The organism is Caballeronia sp. INML2, from assembly GCF_023631365.1.
Taxonomy (GTDB): Bacteria; Pseudomonadota; Gammaproteobacteria; order Burkholderiales; family Burkholderiaceae; genus Caballeronia; species Caballeronia turbans.
Map to the genome: position 1 here is coordinate 158,834 of NZ_JALQDH010000047.1, position 19,330 is coordinate 178,163.

The window sequence follows — 19,330 nt, forward strand, 5'->3', positions numbered from 1 at the left end:
ACAACGAGCGTGAGCACAGAGTCGAAAACCAAACAGAAAACGCATGTCTCGGCGGACAAACTCGCGATCAAGGCCGAACGCATCCTCGCGATCGATATCGGCGGGACCGGGTTGAAGGCGGCTGTCATCTCCGAGGATGGCGAGATGAAGAGCGACCGCGTGCGCGTGGCGACGCCGCATCCGGCGAAGCCCGACGTGGTCGTCGAAATGCTCATCGAACTGGTCACGCCGATCGTCGCGGAGCCGCCGACGCATATTTCCATCGGCTTTCCGGGCGTCGTGCGCGAAAACGTCGTGCTGACCGCGCCCAATCTCGGCACGCCGGCCTGGCGTGGCGTGCCGCTCGCGCAACTGATTTCCGAGCGCTTGGGCGGCATGCCGGCGCGCATGATCAACGATGCCGAGATGCAGGGGCTCGCGGCGATCGAAGGGCGCGGCATCGAGATGGTGTTGACGCTCGGCACCGGCGCGGGCACCGCGCTCTTTCGCGATGGCGAGCTGATGCCGCATCTCGAGCTCGCGCATCATCCGGTCGCGAAGGACAAGACCTACGACGAGTACATCGGCAACGCGGCGCGCGAGAAGGCGGGCAAGAAACGCTGGAGCCGGCGCGTGGAGAAGATCATCGGCATTCTTGCGACGCTCGTGAACTACGACAAGCTCTGGATCGGCGGCGGCAATGCGGCGCACGTCAGGTTCAAGCTGCCGGAAAACGTGGCGATCGTGTCGAACGCGGCGGGCATCGAAGGCGGCGCGCGGCTGTGGCATCCGCGCTCGGTGCGCGAGACGCGGCAGTTGCCGCACTTCAATCAGCATGAAGGGGCGCACTAATGAACGCTCGAGGCAAATACGGCCTGCACAGCGCGACGGGCGACGGCACCGCGGCCTTCGATACGCTCGCTCGCGCGGAGCTCGTCGTCACCGATTGCGACGGCACGCTGCTCTACACCGACAAGGCGCTCGGCCAGCCCGCCAAGGACGCGGTGCGCCGCCTGCGCGACGCCGGCGTGCGCTTCACGGTGGCCAGCAGCCGGCCGGGCAAAGGCATGCGGCATATCGTGGAGGCGCTCACGGTCGACATGCCTTATGCGTCGTACAACGGCGGCAGTCTGGTCCGGCCGGGCACGTGGGAAGTGCTGTCGTCGCACAAACTGCCGCGAGATGTCGTGCAGACCGCGCTGGAGGCGCTCGCCGCCGCGAATGTCGACGCGTGGGTGTTCATCGACGATGCGTGGTATCTGACGAATCCCGAAGGCACGTATGTGCCGCTCGAAACGCGCACGGTCGGCTACGAGGGCGTGCTTGTCACGCGCTTCGACGATGTCGATCTCGATGCGGTCGACAAGATCGTCGGCTCGACGGCCGATACTGCGCTGCTCGCGCGTGTGGAAAGCGGTCTGCAGCAGCAGCTCGAAGGCCGTGGTCATGCCGCGCGCTCTCAGACCTACTATCTCGACATCACGAGCCTGGAGGCGAACAAGGGCACCGCGGTGCGCGAGCTCGCGCGGTTCGCCGGCGTGCCGCTCGAGCGCGTGGCCGTGCTCGGCGACATGGGCAACGACGTGGCGATGTTCGAGATTGCGGGGGTATCGATCGCGATGGGGCAGGCATCCGACGCCGTGCAGCGTCAGGCGAGCCTGGTCTCGAAGAGCAACGACGAGGACGGCTTCGCGATCGGCATCGGCGCGCTGCTGGCGGCGCGGGGTGCGGCTTGACGTATGGCGGGAAAGGGCATCGACGCGTCGCGCAGCCGGAACGGCCAGGCGCGGGGCATGCGGCCGCGTCGAAGTACAGGATGATCCGCGAGTCGATTCAGGAGCGTGCGCTGCGGATCAGGCCCACGCCGGTTGCGGATGAATCAGATAAGACAGTGAGGCATCAACGACGGCGCATCGGTGCACGCTGGCCGCCGCCGCTTGCGCGCTCGTCCTTGTGACGGAAGTTGATGCGGCCCTTCGTCAGGTCATACACCGACAGTTCCAGCGTCACGCGGTCGCCGGCCAGAATGCGGATGTGGTTCTTGCGCATGCGGCCCGAGGCGTACGCGCCCACGACGACGCCGTTGTCCAGCGTCACGCGATAGCGGCTGTCGGGAAGCACTTCGTCAACGATGCCGTCGAGTTCGATGAGTTCTTCTTTCGCCATATGGGGCTCCTGTGGTCAATAGTAGTGGGTGCTGCCGCGCATCCTGCGAGACGCGCAATCAACGCCGATGAAGTGTCGAGCGCCGCTGCCCTCAGGCGGCGTCGCTACGAAACGTGAGAGGCGATGCAAAGCGTGGCCTGGCACGCCCAGCACGATCAAACGTGCGATCGGAGCGCGCCGCGTCTCTATTCAGGCTCATTGTGAGCTTGACGGCATAGGCCGGAGGACAAGCGAACCGCAGATGCGGCGCGCCGTGGCCGGCATGACCGGGACGGCGACATCGGCAAAAAAGCAAGGCCGACGTGCGGTTTGAAACGAAAAGCGATGAAAATGCGACGTGCGTTCACGTCATGTGCGGTCGATGGGCCGGTTTGCAAGGCCACACCGCATTCTCCCGCAAATCGCTTGATTAGACAACGAAATTCGACCGAAGGTTCCTGAAAGACACTTCTTACAGCCAGCCGGCCTTCTTGAACCGCCAGTAGAGCACGACATCGACGATCAGCATAACGGCGAGACACGTCGGATAACCGTAGACCCAATCGAGTTCCGGAATCGACTTGAAGTTCATGCCGTAGATGCCGGCGATCATCGTCGGCACCGCAAAGAGCGCCGCGAACGAGCCGAGGCGCTTGGTCACTTCGCTTTCCGCGAGCGCGATCAGGCCGAGATTCACCTGAATCGCCGTGACGATCATTTCACGACGCCCCTCAATCGTCTTCACGATGCGCAGCAAGTGGTCGTACACATCGCGGAAGTATTCCTGCATGCCTGAACAGACGCCCGGCGAGCGCCCGCCATACAGTTTGCTGACGGCTTCGAGCAGCGGCGCGGTGTGGTGCTGGAGGATCGTCATGCGGCGCTTCAACGAGTAGAGATCTTCGATGATCTCGCGGGATTCCACCGAACCTTTCTGCTCGAAGATGCGCTCTTCAACTTCGTCGACTTCCGCGCCGAGCGTCTCCAGCACGGGAAAGTATCGGTCAACGACGGCATCGAGCAGCGCGTACATCACGAAGGCCGGACCATGCTTGAGCAGATGCGGCTCGCGCTCGCAGCGCTTCCGAACTTCCTGAAAACCTTGCGTCGTGCGATTGCGCACCGAGAGCACGTAGTTCTTGCCGACGAACACGTTCATCTCGCCGACGAGCACTTCGCCTTCTTCATCGAACTCGACTGTGTGGAATACCGCGAACAGCGAATCGCCGTATTCCTCGATCTTCGGCCGTTGATGCCCGTGCTGCGCATCTTCAACCGCCAGTTCATGCAGGCCGAACTGATGCGTCATGTGCGCGAGCTCGCCGGGACCGGGTTCCTTCAATGCAACCCAAATGAAAGAGTCGGGCAGATCGCGGTATGCATTGATATCGTCGATATGCACATCCGCGAGTTTTCGGCCGTTTTGATAAGCCGCGCAATTGACCAGCATGGGGCGCCCTTATAGTTATTCCGATATCACCGGCCACGCGTCGATGGGCGCTCGAAGTCGCGTGATTCGCGTGGGCGCGAGCGCGTGGCCTTCATCCACCGAATCTTAGCCGGATAGGTGCGCCGTTGCCAACGAGCGCCGGTCGGGCGGCGCCCTTGCCGGCAGTCAGTTCGTCGCGAGGTCGATGCTGTATCCGGGCGGCGCCGGCAGCGTCGGAACATGCGCGGACTGCGAATCGAACTTGGTGAGCTTGCCTTCGACAGTCGCGCCGATATCCATGCGCAACTGCTGATAGTAGATGTTGCCCAGCACCCGCGCATTCGACTGAAGTTCGACGAAATGCGCAACGGTGACATCGCCCGTCACGCAGCCGTTGATGATGACGTCGTAGGCGCTCACATTGCCGCGAATCGCACCCTGGTCGCTCACGACGAGCAGCGTTTCTTCGCCCGGACGGCCGCTCACATTGCCTGTCACCTGGCCGTCCATGCGCAGGCCCTCGCTGAACTCGAGATCGCCCGAGATATGAACGTTGTGCGCGACGAGCGTCGCGAGCTTGGCCATCTTGATTCCGTTGGAATCCTTCTTCGATGAAAACATGTCGAGTCCTTGCGATGCGGTAAGGGGTTGCACGAAGCGAGCGCGTGGAGCGTGGCGCTCAATCGGGTTTGTGCTGTTTCCTGAGGAAAGCGAGGTCGGTTTGCAGCCGCTGAATCTCGGCCGTGCCGTCCTTCACGCGCTGCTCCAGCGCCGTGCGGCTCGCCGCTTCCTGTTCGAGCGCGAGTTGCGCGTGCACGAGCTGATCGCGCAGCGTCTGCTCGGAAGCGGGCGGCGCGCAGAGCGCGTCCAGCTTGTGGGCGTCCTCGTTCGAGCGTTTGAGCGCGAAGCCCGCGGCAGCCAGCGCCGCGATCGCGCACACGGCCGCGATCAGGCCGAGCCAGATGCCCGCGCCACGCTTGGGCGTAAGCGAATAGGACTGGCGAGTCAGTTGCAGCGACAGCCGCTTCGAATCAACTTTGCGCATTCGGCTTGCGCTTGAAGAGCGCGAGGTAGGGAGAAGGATTGATCTGCGCGCCGTCGAGGATCACTTCGAAATGCAGATGCGGGCCCGTGGAGCGTCCGGTCGAGCCGATTTCCGCGATCTCCTGCCCGGGCATCACGTAGTCGCCGGTTTTCACGAGGAGGCGCGACGCATGTCCGTAACGCGTCACCATGCCGTCGCCGTGGCGGATATCGACCGCGTTGCCATAGCCATTGCGCTCTCCAGCCTGCACGACGCGTCCGCCCGCGCTCGCGAGGATGGGCGTGCCGCTCGGGGCCACGAGATCGAGCCCGGGATGAAAGCTCAGGTGCCCGGTGAACGGATCCAGACGATTGCCGTAAGGCGAGCCATTGCGCGTGCCAGGCGCCGGATCGCGGCCGGGAAACGCCATGTACGCGGCATAGCGCGCGAGCGTCTGCGTTTCGAGTTGCGAGACTTCGTCGTTCAAACAATCGATGATGCGCTGCGTGCTCTTCAGGCGCTGCCGCGGCGCGCCGGACCCCGCGCGGCCGGTATCGCACAGGCGCGGCGGCAGCGCCGGCCCACCAGCGCCGTCGAGCGACGAGGCCGGTTCCTCGCTGTCGGGCAGCGGCGGGACCTCGTGCACGCCGGAGGTATTGCTTGCGCCGTGCGCAGCCTTCAGACGCATGTCGAAATCGTGAAGCTCGTTTACTTGCGCGGACAGCCCTTCGACGCGCGGCGCGAGCTCGATCAGCGCGGCATTGAGGCGGCCGAGCGCTTCGATCTCATAGGAGCGGCGCGACATCAGCGCCTGCTCCTCGCCGAGATGGCTGCGGGCGAACATCGTGCCGATCGCGATGCCGAGCGCCAGCGCGGCGATCAGAAGCGTGATGGCGCCGATGATGGCGATGGCGCGCGCCGTGCGCGCCTCGACGAAGCGGATGCGCTGGCGGGACATGGTCCGCCGCGACCAGATGACGAAAGCCATCAGCGCGCGAGGCGGCCCGTACGGCCGGCGGGAGAAAGACTAAGAAAAATCACGGGGATGGAGTGCGCCGCGCTCTCCACGGCAAAACGAAAAGACCGGCGGCGATTATGCCCGACCCTGTGCCCCAGGTGACGTTTCAACAGGATATCGAATCAAAATTACACGAATTCCTTTTGCCAAATTTTGTGATGTTCGGAGGGCGTCGGCGCTTACCACGTTTGATCCGTATGGCCGTCAAAAAGCGTGTTTGATCAGGATGACTTGACGTCCACCCAAGCCATCTGCGTGCCGTCGCCCATCAGGAATGCGCGATTTGCCTCGGCCGCCGCGCGCAGGTAATCCCAGACGGCCGTGATGCGCTTGAGCTTGCGCAGGTCTTCGCGGCAGGACAGATAGAAGGCGCGCGTCACGACGATGTCGTCCGGCAGCACCGGGACGAAGCGCGGATCGGGCGAGGTCATGAAGCACGGCAGGATCGCGAGCGCGCGGCCCTGCAGCGCGGCGAAATATTGGGCGATCGCGCTCGTGCTGCGCCAGCGCGACACCGCGCCCGGCACCGCGCGCTCGAGATACAGCAGTTCGTAGCTGAACGCGAGATCGTCGATATAACTCGCGAAGCGATGATGACGCAGATCGTCGCTCGTGCGGATCGGCTCGTGCGCGTCCAGATACTCGGCGGTCGCGTATAGCTTGAGGCGGTATTCGCAGAGCTTCGTATAGACGTACTGGCCCTGCTCGGGCCGTTCGAGCGTCACGGCGATATCCGCTTCGCGCTTGGAGAGGCTCACGAAATGCGGCACCGGCAAGAGATCGATGGAAATGTTCGGATGCGCGTCCTGAAAGCGCGCGAGCTGCGGCGCGAGAAAAAAGCAGCCGAAACCTTCGGTCGAGCCGACGCGCACATGCCCCGACAGCGCGTGACCCGTATTGGCGATCTGCTCGGTGGCGGACTGCACCGTCGTCTCGATCGAGTCGACGAAGCCGAGCAGCCGCTGGCCCTCGGCCGTCAGAATGAATCCGCCGCTACGCGACTTGTCGAACAGGAGCGTGCCGAGCGCGTCTTCGAGCGCACGCACGCGCCGCGCGACCGTCGTGTAATCGACGCCCAGGCGCTTTGCCGCGCCGCTCGCGCGCTGCGTGCGGGCAACTTCGAGGAAGAAGCGCAGATCGTCCCAGTTGAGCCGGGAGAGGTCGAACTTGGCGGTTTGCATGGCGTCTTTTTGCATATCGATCGGGTGTTTTTATGGTGCCATGATGGACTTTTGCATAACTATACTCAAGGAAACGAGCGTGCAGCAGTGCAGGCCGATTTCTCATAAACGGAGACGACATGCCTATCCCCTCGGCGCCGCAACGGCGTCCCGTCCCCGCGTCTTCGTCCGTCATCCCAACCCGCGTTTGCAACTTTCCAGACAAGGAGTGACTCGTGAATATCGCTGCTGAACATCCGGCGCAGAAGGCGTCCGTCCGTACGGCCAAGCTGCTGATCGACGGCCAGTTCGTCGATTCGAAGACGACGGAATGGCGGGACATCGTCAATCCCGCGACGCAGGACGTGGTGGGCCGCGTGCCCTTCGCGACGATGGACGAAGTGAATGCCGCCGTAGCCGCCGCGCAGAAGGCGTTTCAGACCTGGCGTACGACGCCGCTCGGCGTGCGCATGCGTCTCATGCTGAAGTTTCAGGATCTCGTGCGTCAGAACCAGAAGCGCATTGCGCAGACGCTTACGGCCGAGCAGGGCAAGACGCTGGCCGATGCCGAGGGCGACATCTTCCGCGGCCTCGAAGTCGTCGAACATGCGTGCTCGATCAGCACTTTGCAGCAAGGCGAATTCTCCGAGAACGTCGCGGGCGGCGTCGATACATATACGCTGCGCCAGCCGATCGGCGTCTGCGCGGGCATTACGCCCTTCAACTTCCCCGCGATGATCCCCCTGTGGATGTTCCCGATGGCGATCGTCTGCGGCAACACCTTCGTGCTGAAGCCGTCGGAACAGGATCCGCTTTCGACGATGGAGCTCGTCGAGCTCGCGATCGAAGCCGGCGTGCCGCCGGGCGTGCTCAACGTCGTGCATGGCGGCAAGGAAGTCGTGGATGCGATCTGCACGCATCCCGACATCAAGGCGATCTCGTTCGTCGGTTCGACGGCCGTGGGCACGCATGTGTATAACCTCGCGAGTCAGCACGGCAAGCGCGTCCAGTCGATGATGGGCGCGAAGAATCACGCCGTCGTGCTGCCCGACGCGAACAAGGAGCAGACGCTCAACGCGCTCGCTGGCGCGGGTTTCGGCGCGGCGGGGCAGCGCTGCATGGCGACGTCGGTGGCGGTGTTCGTCGGAGCGTCGAAGGACTGGGTGCCGGAGCTCGTCGAACGCGCGAAGACGCTCAAGGTCAATGCGGGCATCGAACCGAACACGGACGTCGGCCCGGTCGTCTCGAAGGCGGCGAAGGAGCGCGTTCTCGGGCTGATCGGCAAGGGCGTCGAGGAGGGTGCGACGCTCGCGCTCGATGGCCGCGGCATCGACGTGAAGGGCTACGAGAACGGCAACTTCATCGGGCCGACGATTTTCACGAACGTCGATACCGGCATGTCGATCTACAAGACCGAGATCTTCGGCCCGGTGCTGTGCGTGGTCGAGGCCGACACGCTCGATGACGCGATCGCGCTCGTCAATCGCAATCCGATGGGCAACGGCGTCGGGCTCTTCACGCAGAGCGGCGCTGCGGCACGCAAGTTTCAGAGCGAGATCGACATCGGCCAGGTGGGCATCAATATTCCGATTCCGGTGCCGGTCCCGGCGTTCAGCTTCACCGGCTCGCGCGGCTCGAAGCTGGGCGATCTCGGTCCGTACGGCAAGCAGGTCGTGCAGTTCTACACGCAGACGAAGACCGTCACCGCGCGCTGGTTCGACGACGCCACGGTGAACGACGGCGTCAACACGACCATCTCGCTGCGATAAAAGGAGACGGCGATGAAGACAGGTTTTATCGGCCTGGGGCACATGGGTGGCCCGATGGCCGCCAATCTTCTGAAAGCCGGGCACGCGGTGACGGCGTTCGATCTCGTGCCCGCGGCGCTGGACGCGGCGAAGGCGGTGGGCGCAACGCTGGCCGCATCGCCGCGCGCGGCGGCCGAGGGCGCGGAAGTCGTCATCACGATGCTTCCCGCAGCGCAGCATGTGAAGGCGGTGTACTTGAGCGGCGACGGCGTGCTTGCCGGTGTCGCGAGGGGCGTGCCGCTCGTCGACAGCAGCACGATCGATCCGGCCACCGCCAGACTCATCGGTGAAGCGGCGGCGAAGCAGGGCAATCCGTTCGCGGATGCGCCCGTTTCCGGGGGCGTCGTCGGGGCACAGGCGGGGACGCTGACATTCATGGTCGGCGCCGACGAGGCCCTCTTCGAAACGCTTCGTCCCGTCCTTTCCGGCATGGGCAAAAACATGGTGCGTTGCGGCGAAACTGGCACCGGCCAGATCGCGAAGATCTGCAACAACCTGCTGCTCGGGATTTCCATGATCGGCGTCGCGGAGGCGATGAAGCTCGGCGAAACGCTCGGAATCGATCCGACGAAACTCGCGAGCATCGTCAACACATCGACCGGACGTTGCTGGAGTTCGGATACGTGTAATCCCTATCCGGGCATCGTCGAAACGGCGCCCGCGTCGCGCGGGTATTCGGGCGGCTTCGGCGCGGATCTGATGTTGAAGGACCTCGGGCTTGCCGTCGATGCGGCGCGCGCTGCAAGGCAGCCGGTATTCATGGGCGCCCTGGCACAACAGTTGTATCAGTCTATGAGCCAGCAGGGATTAGGCGGACTCGATTTTTCGGGCATCATCAAGCTATACGCCAAGCAACAAAGCGGCCAGTAAGGAATTCAACCAAGTACGAATTCGGCACGCACGCACGTGCCGAATTCGCAGGCTATATAACTGCGTTGTTCAGTTGCACTGCACAATGCGTCGCGTAGCGCCTTACTGGGTGCGATCATCGGGAATACGATGATTCGCTTTCCCGAAAATTGTCCTATTCTGAAAGCACGACGCCCGTCTGCCGTTCGGTTTGAACGCTCCGGTTGCGCCACGGTGCAGGTAGAACGCCCGTCGTTTTCGGGCAATCAGATGAGGAGTACGCGATGCAAGTAACACGTCACTTAAATATGGAATTGCGGCACGCCACGGTGCCGACTTATGTAGCCAGCTATTTCTTCCCGTTGCTGCTATTGGCATACGAAGCTTGGCGAGTGGGGTCTTGGGTGGCGGTGAACGGCTTCAACTTCATGAACTTCAGCTCGATGGGTTACGAGTTCGCGTTGATGATCGCCGTGTTCTGCATGCAGGTTATCGTGGAAATCGCGTTCCTCGCGGGCGCTGTTCTGACGAGGCACAAGGACGTCGGCCACCGGCTGGCGAATCTGTCGCTGGGTCTGTTCTGCTCGCTGGTGGTGCTGGGCTTCGACCTTGCGCTGCAATACGGTCTGAGCGGGAGCTGAACGGTAACGGTTCTCACGCCTGATTCGGAAGACGAAACGCCGGCTGCAAGCAGCCGGCGTTTTATTTTTTGTGCTGCTACTCGCGGATGATCAGCAACCCGCCGCGCCCGGTAGCGCGGGCGGCGTCTCCGAACGCTCTTCATGGCATTTTCGGTTGGCATCTTTCAGCGCGCTGCGCAGGCCTTCTTCTACCACCGGGTGATAGAACGGCAGCGTGAGTGCCTCATCCAGCGTCAGTTCCAGTTGCAGTGCCCAGGCGAGAAGATGCCCCAGATGCTCCATCGCCGGTCCACAGCCTTGCGCGCCGCGCAGCTTGCCGGTCTTCGCATCGGCGTAGACGTGAAGAAGGCCGCGATTCTGCCGCATCACGCGGCTTCTGCCCTGGCTCTCGAACGATGCCTCGCCCGTCACCGTCATCTGCCTGTCGAGCGCCTCATAAGATGCCCCGACGATCGCGACCTGCGGCTCGCTGAACACGATCGAGAAGGGCACCTTGCGCTTGATCGCCTGCACGTCGGGATAGCGCGCGGCGTTGTCTCCGGCGAGCTTGCCTTCGTCGGCGGCGTCGTGGAGCCAGGGGCGCACGCCGTCGCAATCTCCCGCGATGAAGATGGAGCTCGTGCCGCATCGCATCGTGGTTTCGTCGAATAGCGGCACGCCTTTGTCATTCAGTTCGATGCCCGCGTTTTCGAGCGCGAGCGGCTTGAGATTCGGCTTACGGCCCGTCGCGGCGAGCACCAGATCGACGCGCTCGACATGTTCCTCTCCGTCGGGCGACGTGAAGCGCAGCGTCGGCACGCCGTCTTCGAGCGACATCTTGTCGAGCTTCGCGTCGGGATCGAAATAGAACTCGTCGGCGAGCGCGGCGGCGAGCGCATCGCGCACGGGCTTGTCGGTGAGCGCCGCGACGCCGCCGCCCTTGCCGAACATGAAGATGTCGACATCGAGGCGGGCGAGCGCCTGTCCCAGTTCCAGCGCGATCGGTCCCGCGCCGAACACCGCGATGCGTTTCGGCAGCGTACGCAGCTCGAAGAGATCGTCGCTCGTGATGAGCCTGTCTCCGAACACCTTCAACTCGTCGGGCACGCTCGGCGCCGCGCCCGTCGCGATGACGATGCTTTTTGCTTCGACGCGTACGCGGTCGCCGACGACGAGCCGTGTCGGCGCTTCGAAGCGGGCCCCGCCGCGCAGCAGGATGCCGTCGGGCAGCGCGTCGACTTCCTCGAGCACGCTCTTGACGAAGTCATCGCGCTCGCGCCGCACGTAGTCGAGCACGTGCGCGTAGTCCGGTTCGAGCGCGTGCGTGCCTTCGATGCCGCGGGCGGCCAGCGAATGGGCATCGTGCAAACCATTGGCCGCCGCGAGCAGCAGCTTCGACGGCATGCAGCCGACGCGCGCGCAGGTCGTGCCCAGCTCGCCGCTTTCGATCAGCACCGCGTTCACGCCCGCGAGCCGCGCCGCGCGCAACGCGGCCATGCCCGCCGTGCCCGCGCCGATCACGGCGACGTCCACCTTGATGTCCTTCATTCCGCTCCCGTTTTTGCGTCGATGCGATATCAGCCGTTATCCGCGAATCCCGGATAAAGCGTCATGCCGCCGTCGACGAAAAGCGTCGTGCCGACGACATAATCGCTGTCGTCGGACGCGAGCCAGACCGCCGCGCGGCCGATATCCTCCACGTCGCCGACGCGTCCGTACGGAATCAGCGTCAGGAGCTTGTCGAGTTTCTCGGGTGTATCCCACGCGTCCTGGTTGATCGGCGTGCGTATTGCGCCCGGCGCGATGCCGTTCACGCGGATGCGTTGCGGCGCGACTTCCTGCGCGATCGTTTTCATCATCATCTGGATGCCGCCTTTGGACGCAGCGTAGTTCACATGTCCCGCCCACGGAATGACCTCGTGAACGGAACTCATGCAGATGATCTTGCCGAGCGCCTTCGATACGTCGCGCATGCCGCGCCGCTCGAACGTGCGCACGGCGCGCTGCGCGGTGAGGAACTGGCCGGTGAGATTCGTCTGAATCACCGTGTTCCAGTCGGCGAGCGTGAGCACGGAGAACTTCGCGTCCTTCTGCAGCCCGGAATTCGCCACGACGATATCGACGGTGCCGAAGCGCTTCACGACGGCCTCGAACATCGCGTCGATCTGGGATTCGTCGGACACGTCCGCGCCGACGGCGAACGCTTCGCCGCCTTTTGCCGTGATTGCGGCGGCGAGTTCTTCAGCGGGTTCCGCGTGGGAGTGATAGTTGATGGCGACGTGCGCGCCCGCATCGGCGAGCGCCGTGGCGACGCCCGCGCCGATGCCCGAGCTCGCGCCGGTCACGAGCGCAATCTGGCCTGCGAGGGGTTTGTGCATGTGCATTTTCAGTGATGGACGGTCCTTCGTGAGGAGCAAGACGTGCGCCCAAGGACTGCGACGCTTCAGCCGTTCACCAATCCCTGATACACCTCCGCATAGGCGAGGGCCGCCGCCTCCCAGCTGAAGTTCTGGCCCATCGCGCGCTTGACGACGGCCTTCCAGTCCGTGCGGCGCGCCTTCAATGCGAACGCGCGCCGGATCGCGCCGACGATGCCCGCGCGATCGAAGGTATCGAACACGAAGCCGGTCGCGAGGTCGTCGGCGAGATTTTCGAGCGAACTGTCGACGACCGTATCGGCGAGCCCGCCCACGCGGTGCACGAGCGGCAGTGAGCCGTACGCGAGCGCGTAGAGCTGCGTGAGGCCGCACGGCTCGAAGCGCGACGGCACCATCACCACGTCGCTGCCGGCGATGATCGAATGCGACAGCGTCTCGTCGAAACCGAGCTCGATCGCGACCGCGCCGGGATGCGCCGCCGCCGCGTTCTTCATGCCGGTTTCGAGCGCCGGATCGCCGGTGCCGAGCACGGCGAGCTGACCGCCGCGCTGCACGATGTCCGGCACGGCCGAAAGCAGCAGATCCAGCCCTTTCTGCTCGGTCAGCCGGCTGACGACGCCGAAGAGCAGGGCGTCGTCGTCGCGCGCGAGTCCCATGCGCTCCTGCAGCGCTGCCTTGCACTTCGATTTGGCCGAAGGCTTCGACGCGGTGTACTTCGACGCGATGGACTCATCGACCGACGGGCTCCAGATCGAATAATCGACGCCGTTCAGGATGCCGGCGATGTCGTGCGTGCGGGTCTGCAGCAAGCCGTGCAGCCCGGCGCCGTGCGCCTGCGTCTGAATTTCGCGCGCATAGGTCGGGCTGACCGTCGTGATGCGGTCGGCGTAATAAAGACCCGCCTTCAGGAACGAGACGTGGCCGTAGAACTCCACGCCGTCCACCGCATAAAAGTCGCCGGGCAATTGCAGCGCCCCGAACCCGGACGCCGGGAAGGTGCCCTGATACGCGAGGTTGTGCACGGTCATCACGCTCGCGACCCTGGCCGCGCCGCCGCGCTCGAATGCGCGCAGATACGCGGGGGCGAGCCCCGCGTGCCAGTCGTGCGCGTGGACGATATGCGGCTTCCACGCCGGATCGGCGCCCGTCGCGATGCGCGCCGCCGTCCAGCCGAGCAGCGCGAAGCGGCGGTCGTTGTCGGCATAGGAGCGATGCGCGGCATCGAGATACGGATTGCCCGGGCGGTCGTAGAACTGATCCGCGCGCACGACGTAGACCACCACGCCATGCGGCTGAAGCACGCCGCGCTCGAGCCGCACGTTGCCCGCGCCGAACGCGGCGCCCAGATCGGCGACGGGCTGAAGATCGTCGAGGCCTGCGAGCACGGCGGGAAAGCCCGGCAGCACGACCCGCGCATGCGTGCCCAGTTGCGACTGCGCGGGCGGCAGCGCGCCGACGACGTCGGCGAGGCCGCCGGTTTTCAACAGCGGAAACATTTCTGCTGCGGCATGCAGCACGCATACGGTCATCGGCGCTCCTGTCGGATGGATTCGTGTTGTCGTGTTGATCCGGCGCGCCGGCGTCTAACCTTGCGCGAGCCGCGCCAGCGCATCGCGCGTGATGAGCGTGACGCCCGATTCCGTCCGGAAAAAGCGCGCGGCGTCGTCGTCCGGGTCCTCGCCGACCACGAGACCCTCCGGCACCGTGCAGCCGCGATCGATCACGACGCGCTGCAACCTGCAACTCGGCCCGACGGTCACCTGAGGCAACAACACTGCCTCATTGATGTTACAGAACGAGTGCACCCGCACCGCCGACGAAAACACCGACTTCGACACTTGCGAGCCGGAGATCACACAGCCGCCGCACACGAGGAGATTGGTGATCGCGCCTTGCTGGCCGTTGAGGTCGCGCACGAACTTGCCGGGCGGCAGCTGTTCCTGATTCGTCCAGATCGGCCACTTGCGGTCATACAAATCGAGTTCCGGAATCGTCGACGCGAGGTCGAGGTTCGCGGACCAGTACGCGTCGACGGTGCCGACATCGCGCCAGTAGGCGGGCGCTTCCGGATCGCTGCTCGACGTCACGCACGACATGCCGAACGGATGCGCGATCGCCTTGCCCGTCGTCACGACCCGCGGAATGATGTCCTTGCCGAAGTCGTGATCCGTATTCGATGTCTCGATGTTCTCCTGCAGCATGTCGTAGAGATATTTCGCGCTGAACACGTAGATGCCCATGCTCGCAAGCGCGATATCCGGCTTGCCGGGCATCGCGGGCGGATCGGCGGGTTTTTCGAGGAAAGCCGTGACGCGGCGGTTCTCGTCGACGTGCATCACGCCGAACGCGACGGCGTCCATGCGCGGCACCTCGATGCAGCCGACCGTGCAGTCGGCGCCGCTCTCCACATGGTCGAGCACCATGCGCGTGTAGTCCATCTTGTAGATGTGGTCGCCCGCCAGCACGATCACGAATTCCGGCCCGATCGAACGGACGATGTCGAGATTCTGATAGACGGCGTCTGCGGTGCCGCGATACCAGCTCGAATCGACGCGTTGCTGCGCCGGCCAGATATCGATGAACTCGTTGAACTCGCCGCGCAGGAAACCCCAGCCGCGCTGGAGATGCCGGATGAGCGAATGGGCCTTGTATTGCGTGACCACGGCGATGCGGCGGATGCCGGAGTTGAGACAGTTGGACAGCGCGAAGTCGATGATGCGGTATTTGCCGCCGAAGTGGACGGCGGGTTTCACGCGTTTGTCGGTGAGCGGTCCGAGGCGGGTGCCACGCCCGCCGGCGAGAACGATTGCGAGGGTCGACTTCTGCAAATCGGTGCGATTCTTAGACAGCGTCTCCATGCCAGCCTCCTGATTTGACCTGCGACTATTGATGTTGCCGTGTGTTCGTCCTCGTATGCTTTCGCTGTTTGTATCGTGAAGCATTATCCGGCGCGCATTCGAGTCCGTGTGCTGAAGTCGCCGTTTTTTTCTCGAATATGAATCGCAGATGCGGCCGGTGGATCGAGCAAGCGGCGTGCCGAGTGGAGCGTTGCGTCCACGCGACCTGATGGGCATCCGAGTCGACCGGATGGCTTGATAAAACGTGTCGGGACAATTTATATCGAGACCGCCATGCCGCAGTGCGTCGAGGCACGGCACAATATGAAGGTTGCGATGCCCGCGCACGCCCGAGCCGGCGTCCCCGGGTGTTCCATCTCTAGCTACCGTTGCGCTGCGCTGCACGAGCGCCGGCGCGACAAACGTTTGACCTGACCGGACACGATCAATCGGGAAATCAGAAGATGAACAACGTCCTGAGCATTCAGTCGCACGTGGTGTTCGGCCACGCGGGCAACAGCGCGGCGGTTTTTCCAATGCGGCGTCTGGGCGTCAATGTCTGGCCGCTCAACACCGTGCAGTTCTCCAATCACACGCAGTACGGCCGCTGGACCGGTAGCGCATTCGACGCCGACGAGTTGCAGAACTTGATCGAGGGCATCGGCGCGATCGGCGTGCTCGCGCGCTGCAACGCGGTGCTGTCCGGCTATCTCGGTGCGCCGGAGCAGGCTCGCGCGGTCGTCGAAATCGTGAAGATGGTGAAGGCGGTGAATCCGCGCGCGCTCTATTTCTGCGATCCCGTCATGGGGCAGACGGGCGGCTGCACGGTGGCTCCCGGCATCGAGGATTTCCTCGTCACGACGATGCCCGAAATCGCCGACGCGATCATGCCCAATCACATCGAGCTGGAAAAGCTCGTCGGGCGCAGCATCGAGACGGTGGAAGAAGCCGTCGATGCGTGCCGCGAAGTGATCGGCCGCGGCCCGCGCATCGTGCTGGTGAAGCATCTGCTCGATCGCAACAGCCGCGCCGACACCTTCAACATGCTTGCCGTCGCGCCGGGCGAAGCGTGGTTCGCGCAGCGCCCGCTCTATCCGTTCGCGCGGCAGCCGGTGGGCGTCGGCGATCTCACGAGTGCGGTGTTCGTCGCGCGCACGCTTCTGGGCGATTCGCTGCGCACCGCGCTGGAGCACACGCTCGCGGCGGTGAATGCCGTCGTCAAGTCGACTTACGATGCGGGGCGTTACGAGCTGGAAATCGTCGCTTCGCAGGACGAGATCGCGAAGCCGACCGACCGTTTCCCCGCCATCCGCGTGGTGGGCACGGAGACCATCAGGGGCCGCTAGCTTGCCTCGCCGTTGGCCTCCATCAGGCCGAAACGCCAGGACAGGCGCCGCGTCGCAGCGAGAAGGGCGCGTGCCAGCGGGCCGTCAGCGGCGCTATCGAAGCCGCCCGACGAGCCGATCAACGCAATGACGAGACACACACTGCCGGTGTGATCGAACACCGGAGCAGCCAGCGTGTGGATGCCGGGCACCGGCGCGCCGAGCGCCGTGTCGAGGCCGCGCGCCCTGATGTCGTCGAGCCGTGCGCGATATGCGGTATCCAGAATCGCATCCGGCGCCGCACCCGCGAGGCGGATCTGGTCCTGCTCCATCAGGGACACGAGCATGTCCGCCGGCAGATGCGCGGCGCAGACGCGGCCGATCGCCGTGTTGACGAGCGACATCGCCGTGCCGACGCGCAAGCTCACATGCTGCGGACGCGCCGATTCCTCCAGCCGGATCACGGTCGGGCCGAGCGGTCCGAGCGCGGCGGCGGCGACCGTCATCGACGTGTTCGCGGCGAGCCTGACGATCTCGCTTTCCGCATCGCGAATCGGCGAAAGGCGTTGCAGCGCGATGAGCCCGAGCTCGCGGCTCAATTGGCCCGCGTGGAAGAGCCCCGCGTCGTCGCGTGCGAGCAGGCCAACCTTGACGAGACTCACCAGATGCGCGAACGCCTTCGCGGGCGGCATGCCGGCCGCCGCGGCCAGATCGCGCAGCGAGAGCGGCCGGCCCGCCGCGACCAGTGCGCGCAACAGATCGCCGGTGGCGTCGAGCGCGTTGATGCCGCGCTGCGGCCTGGTGTCTTCTTCGAGCATGGTCATGAAAGCAATCCGGTGATATCGCGTGCCGCGTCCTTCAGCGCTTGCGCGAGCGGGCCGTCCCAGCCGACGTCGCACAGGCCGGTCGGGCCGATCGCCGTCAGCGCGAGTTGCAACCGGTGCGCGCCGTCGAACACCGGCACACTCATGCTGCTGACGCCCGGACTCGGCGCATCGACGCTACGTTCGATGCCGCGTGCCCGAATCTCGCGGATGCGCTCGTTCATCTGCGGCGCATCGGTTTGCGCCTGATGCGCGAGCATCGCGTCGACGCGGGCGTCATCGTCGAACGCGCGGAATACGCGTCCCGTCGACGTCGCCGAAAGCGACATGACCGTGCCGACATGCAAGTTGACGTGCAGCGGATAGCCGCCGCGCTCGTAACGGACGATGGTCGGCCCTTGCGGCCCCGCGACGCTGACCGCGACGCTCATGCCGGTCGCGAGCGCGAGCGCCGGAACGCGTGACGCGGCCGCACGATACGCCGGCTGATGTTCTAGATTCAATAGACCGAGTCGCAGCGAAAGCGGGCCAGGCTCGTAATTGCCGGTCAGCGCGTCGCGCTTGACGAGGCCGAGCCGCGTGAGGCTCACGAGATACGTATGCGCCTGCGCGCTCGACAGTCCGGCGGCATCGGCCATTGCGCTCAATGCGAGCGGCTCGCGCCGGGCGGCGAGCGCTTCGAGCAGACGCGCGCCGACTTCGACGCTCTGGATGCCGCGCTGCTTTTTCTCTTCGCCGGATTCGGCGTCAGGCGTGGCATGGGTGGAACGAGCCAAGAGGACTCCGCGATCGATAGAAGTGAACGAATGGCAGATGTTAGCCGAGCAGGAATCCTCGGATGAAGCGATTCGGTATTTACCCGGAATTTGCAAATAGCAAGCATACTTGCTGTTGACAAAAATAATCGTCACGCCGATCATCCACCCATCCCCACGAGAATGGAATCGAGACACGACCATGGCAAAAGCATTCGCATCGCAAGCCGATCTGGAAGAGAAGAAGATCACCTTCACACAGCTTTCCGAGAACGCGTACGCCTACACGGCCGAGGGCGATCCGAACTCGGGCGTGATTATCGGTGACGACGGCGTCCTGATCGTCGATACGACCGCCACGCCCGCGATGGCGCAGGACCTCATCGCGAAGATCCGCGGCGTCACCGACAAGCCGATCAAATACGTCGTGCTGTCGCATTACCACGCGGTGCGCGTGCTCGGCGCGTCGGCGTATTTCGCGGAAGGCGCGCAACAGGTCATCGCGAGCCGCGGCACGTATGAAATGATCGTCGAGCGCGGCGAGCAGGACATGAAATCGGAAATTGAGCGCTTCCCGCGTCTGTTTGCCGGTGTCGAGACGGTGCCCGGCCTCACGTGGCCGACGCTCGTCTTCGACACCGAAATCACCTTGTTCCTCGGCAAGCTCGAAGTGAAGATCGCGCATCTCGGCTCGGGCCACACGAAGGGCGACACGGTCGTCTGGCTGCCGTCGCAGAAGGTGCTGTTTTCGGGCGACCTCGTCGAGTACGACGCCGCCTGCTATTGCGGCGACGCGCAACTCGAGGAATGGCCCGCGACGCTCGAAGCGCTGCGCGCGCTGAAGGCGGAGAAACTCGTGCCGGGCCGCGGTCCCGCGCTCTTGTCGCCGGCAGAGGTCGACAAGGGCCTCGACTACACGAAGGATTTCGTGACGACGCTGCTGCAGGCGGGCCGGGAAGCCGTTGTCGAAAAGCTCGATCTGAAGGGCTCGATGGCGCATACCCGCAAGGCGATGGACCCGAAGTTCGGCCACGTCTTCATCTACGAGCACTGCCTGCCGTTCGACGTGTCGCGCGCCTATGACGAGGCGAGCGGCATCAAGCATCCGCGCATCTGGACGGCCCAGCGCGACAAGGACATGTGGGCCGCTCTCCAGGACTGACGTTCATCTCTCGCGGC

The 19,330-nt window shown here is 64.3% G+C and carries 17 protein-coding genes and 1 pseudogene; 7 read left to right on the top strand and 11 right to left on the bottom strand.

The genetic code is table 11. The annotated features are described in order from the left end of the window. Positions 1 to 9: 9 nt before the first annotated feature. Together NCT32_RS16750 and NCT32_RS16755 are read left to right on the top strand one after the other, a co-directional pair. Complete coding sequence (locus tag NCT32_RS16750; protein WP_061115913.1) at positions 10 to 831, top strand: ROK family protein; 822 nt, start codon at positions 10 to 12, stop codon at positions 829 to 831. Then, entirely contained in the window at positions 831 to 1,715 is an 885-nt protein-coding gene (locus NCT32_RS16755) for a Cof-type HAD-IIB family hydrolase (RefSeq protein WP_061115912.1), read from the top strand. The genes NCT32_RS16750 and NCT32_RS16755 overlap by 1 nt, the downstream gene beginning before the upstream one ends. Before the next feature lie 163 nt (positions 1,716 to 1,878). Here NCT32_RS16755 and infA read toward each other — a convergent pair whose 3' ends face one another. The 6 genes from infA to NCT32_RS16785 all read right to left on the bottom strand — a co-directional run bounded on the left by infA (position 1,879) and on the right by NCT32_RS16785 (position 6,776). Continuing rightward, complete coding sequence (infA, locus tag NCT32_RS16760; RefSeq protein WP_061115911.1) at positions 1,879 to 2,145, bottom strand: translation initiation factor IF-1; 267 nt, start codon at positions 2,143 to 2,145, stop codon at positions 1,879 to 1,881. Positions 2,146 to 2,596: 451 nt separating this feature from the next. Further along, positions 2,597 to 3,574, bottom strand: a complete 978-nt coding sequence (corA, locus tag NCT32_RS16765) for a magnesium/cobalt transporter CorA (protein ID WP_061115910.1) — start codon at positions 3,572 to 3,574, stop codon at positions 2,597 to 2,599. 165 nt (positions 3,575 to 3,739) lie between these two features. Continuing rightward, on the bottom strand, positions 3,740 to 4,174 hold the full coding sequence (locus NCT32_RS16770; protein ID WP_061115909.1) for a polymer-forming cytoskeletal protein: 435 nt from the start codon (positions 4,172 to 4,174) through the stop codon (positions 3,740 to 3,742). A gap of 58 nt (positions 4,175 to 4,232) precedes the next feature. Then, positions 4,233 to 4,598 carry a hypothetical protein gene (locus NCT32_RS16775; RefSeq protein WP_061115908.1) on the bottom strand — a complete coding sequence of 122 codons (366 nt, stop codon included), beginning with the start codon at positions 4,596 to 4,598 and terminating at the stop codon, positions 4,233 to 4,235. Further along, positions 4,585 to 5,535, bottom strand: a complete 951-nt coding sequence (locus NCT32_RS16780) for a M23 family metallopeptidase (protein ID WP_086960672.1) — start codon at positions 5,533 to 5,535, stop codon at positions 4,585 to 4,587. Before NCT32_RS16780 ends, NCT32_RS16775 begins: the two co-directional genes overlap by 14 nt. Before the next feature lie 281 nt (positions 5,536 to 5,816). Then, on the bottom strand, positions 5,817 to 6,776 hold the full coding sequence (locus tag NCT32_RS16785; protein ID WP_061116101.1) for a LysR family transcriptional regulator: 960 nt from the start codon (positions 6,774 to 6,776) through the stop codon (positions 5,817 to 5,819). 215 nt (positions 6,777 to 6,991) lie between these two features. Between NCT32_RS16785 and NCT32_RS16790 the strand changes: the two genes are divergently transcribed. The 3 genes from NCT32_RS16790 to NCT32_RS16800 all read left to right on the top strand — a co-directional run bounded on the left by NCT32_RS16790 (position 6,992) and on the right by NCT32_RS16800 (position 10,053). After that, on the top strand, positions 6,992 to 8,524 hold the full coding sequence (locus NCT32_RS16790; protein WP_061115906.1) for a CoA-acylating methylmalonate-semialdehyde dehydrogenase: 1,533 nt from the start codon (positions 6,992 to 6,994) through the stop codon (positions 8,522 to 8,524). A 12-nt stretch (positions 8,525 to 8,536) separates the two neighbouring features. Then, positions 8,537 to 9,433 carry a 3-hydroxyisobutyrate dehydrogenase gene (mmsB, locus tag NCT32_RS16795; RefSeq protein ID WP_061115905.1) on the top strand — a complete coding sequence of 299 codons (897 nt, stop codon included), beginning with the start codon at positions 8,537 to 8,539 and terminating at the stop codon, positions 9,431 to 9,433. A gap of 263 nt (positions 9,434 to 9,696) precedes the next feature. Beyond that, positions 9,697 to 10,053 carry a hypothetical protein gene (locus NCT32_RS16800; protein ID WP_061115904.1) on the top strand — a complete coding sequence of 119 codons (357 nt, stop codon included), beginning with the start codon at positions 9,697 to 9,699 and terminating at the stop codon, positions 10,051 to 10,053. Between the two features lie 90 nt (positions 10,054 to 10,143). On the opposite strand, the gene NCT32_RS16805 is transcribed toward NCT32_RS16800, so the two are convergent. From NCT32_RS16805 to glgC, 4 genes are all read right to left on the bottom strand, one after another. Then, positions 10,144 to 11,580, bottom strand: a complete 1,437-nt coding sequence (locus tag NCT32_RS16805; protein ID WP_061115903.1) for a dihydrolipoyl dehydrogenase — start codon at positions 11,578 to 11,580, stop codon at positions 10,144 to 10,146. A 29-nt stretch (positions 11,581 to 11,609) separates the two neighbouring features. Continuing rightward, a complete protein-coding gene (locus NCT32_RS16810) occupies positions 11,610 to 12,410 on the bottom strand; it encodes an SDR family oxidoreductase (RefSeq protein WP_061115902.1) in 801 nt (266 codons plus the stop codon). A 65-nt stretch (positions 12,411 to 12,475) separates the two neighbouring features. Further along, on the bottom strand, positions 12,476 to 13,939 hold the full coding sequence (glgA, locus tag NCT32_RS16815) for a glycogen synthase GlgA (protein ID WP_061115901.1): 1,464 nt from the start codon (positions 13,937 to 13,939) through the stop codon (positions 12,476 to 12,478). Positions 13,940 to 13,993: 54 nt separating this feature from the next. Further along, positions 13,994 to 15,268, bottom strand: a complete 1,275-nt coding sequence (gene glgC, locus NCT32_RS16820; protein ID WP_061115900.1) for a glucose-1-phosphate adenylyltransferase — start codon at positions 15,266 to 15,268, stop codon at positions 13,994 to 13,996. Positions 15,269 to 15,711: 443 nt separating this feature from the next. On the opposite strand from glgC, the gene pdxY reads away from it, so the two are divergent. Beyond that, complete coding sequence (gene pdxY / locus NCT32_RS16825) at positions 15,712 to 16,593, top strand: pyridoxal kinase PdxY (RefSeq protein WP_061115899.1); 882 nt, start codon at positions 15,712 to 15,714, stop codon at positions 16,591 to 16,593. On the opposite strand, the pseudogene NCT32_RS37595 reads toward pdxY, so the two are convergent. Beyond that, a pseudogene (locus tag NCT32_RS37595) lies at positions 16,590 to 18,172 on the bottom strand (IclR family transcriptional regulator). The gene pdxY and the pseudogene NCT32_RS37595 sit on opposite strands and share 4 nt — an antisense overlap. Before the next feature lie 181 nt (positions 18,173 to 18,353). Here NCT32_RS37595 and NCT32_RS16840 point away from each other — a divergent pair. Further along, positions 18,354 to 19,313 (top strand): MBL fold metallo-hydrolase, encoded by a 960-nt coding sequence (locus NCT32_RS16840; RefSeq protein ID WP_061115896.1) that lies wholly within the window; start codon positions 18,354 to 18,356, stop codon positions 19,311 to 19,313. Positions 19,314 to 19,330 lie beyond the last annotated feature (17 nt).

Bases quoted from the DNA above. Each gene is read 5' to 3' on its own strand.
- NCT32_RS16755 (WP_061115912.1), top strand. From the start codon at position 831: ATGAACGCTCGAGGCAAATACGGCCTGCACAGCGCGACGGGCGACGGC.
- infA (WP_061115911.1), bottom strand. From the start codon at position 2,145: ATGGCGAAAGAAGAACTCATCGAACTCGACGGCATCGTTGACGAAGTG.
- corA (WP_061115910.1), bottom strand. From the start codon at position 3,574: ATGCTGGTCAATTGCGCGGCTTATCAAAACGGCCGAAAACTCGCGGAT.
- NCT32_RS16770 (WP_061115909.1), bottom strand. From the start codon at position 4,174: ATGTTTTCATCGAAGAAGGATTCCAACGGAATCAAGATGGCCAAGCTC.
- NCT32_RS16775 (WP_061115908.1), bottom strand. From the start codon at position 4,598: ATGCGCAAAGTTGATTCGAAGCGGCTGTCGCTGCAACTGACTCGCCAG.
- NCT32_RS16780 (WP_086960672.1), bottom strand. From the start codon at position 5,535: ATGTCCCGCCAGCGCATCCGCTTCGTCGAGGCGCGCACGGCGCGCGCC.
- NCT32_RS16785 (WP_061116101.1), bottom strand. From the start codon at position 6,776: ATGCAAACCGCCAAGTTCGACCTCTCCCGGCTCAACTGGGACGATCTG.
- mmsB (WP_061115905.1), top strand. From the start codon at position 8,537: ATGAAGACAGGTTTTATCGGCCTGGGGCACATGGGTGGCCCGATGGCC.
- NCT32_RS16800 (WP_061115904.1), top strand. From the start codon at position 9,697: ATGCAAGTAACACGTCACTTAAATATGGAATTGCGGCACGCCACGGTG.
- NCT32_RS16805 (WP_061115903.1), bottom strand. From the start codon at position 11,580: ATGAAGGACATCAAGGTGGACGTCGCCGTGATCGGCGCGGGCACGGCG.
- NCT32_RS16810 (WP_061115902.1), bottom strand. From the start codon at position 12,410: ATGCACAAACCCCTCGCAGGCCAGATTGCGCTCGTGACCGGCGCGAGC.
- glgA (WP_061115901.1), bottom strand. From the start codon at position 13,939: ATGACCGTATGCGTGCTGCATGCCGCAGCAGAAATGTTTCCGCTGTTG.
- glgC (WP_061115900.1), bottom strand. From the start codon at position 15,268: ATGGAGACGCTGTCTAAGAATCGCACCGATTTGCAGAAGTCGACCCTC.
- pdxY (WP_061115899.1), top strand. From the start codon at position 15,712: ATGAACAACGTCCTGAGCATTCAGTCGCACGTGGTGTTCGGCCACGCG.
- NCT32_RS16840 (WP_061115896.1), top strand. From the start codon at position 18,354: ATGGCAAAAGCATTCGCATCGCAAGCCGATCTGGAAGAGAAGAAGATC.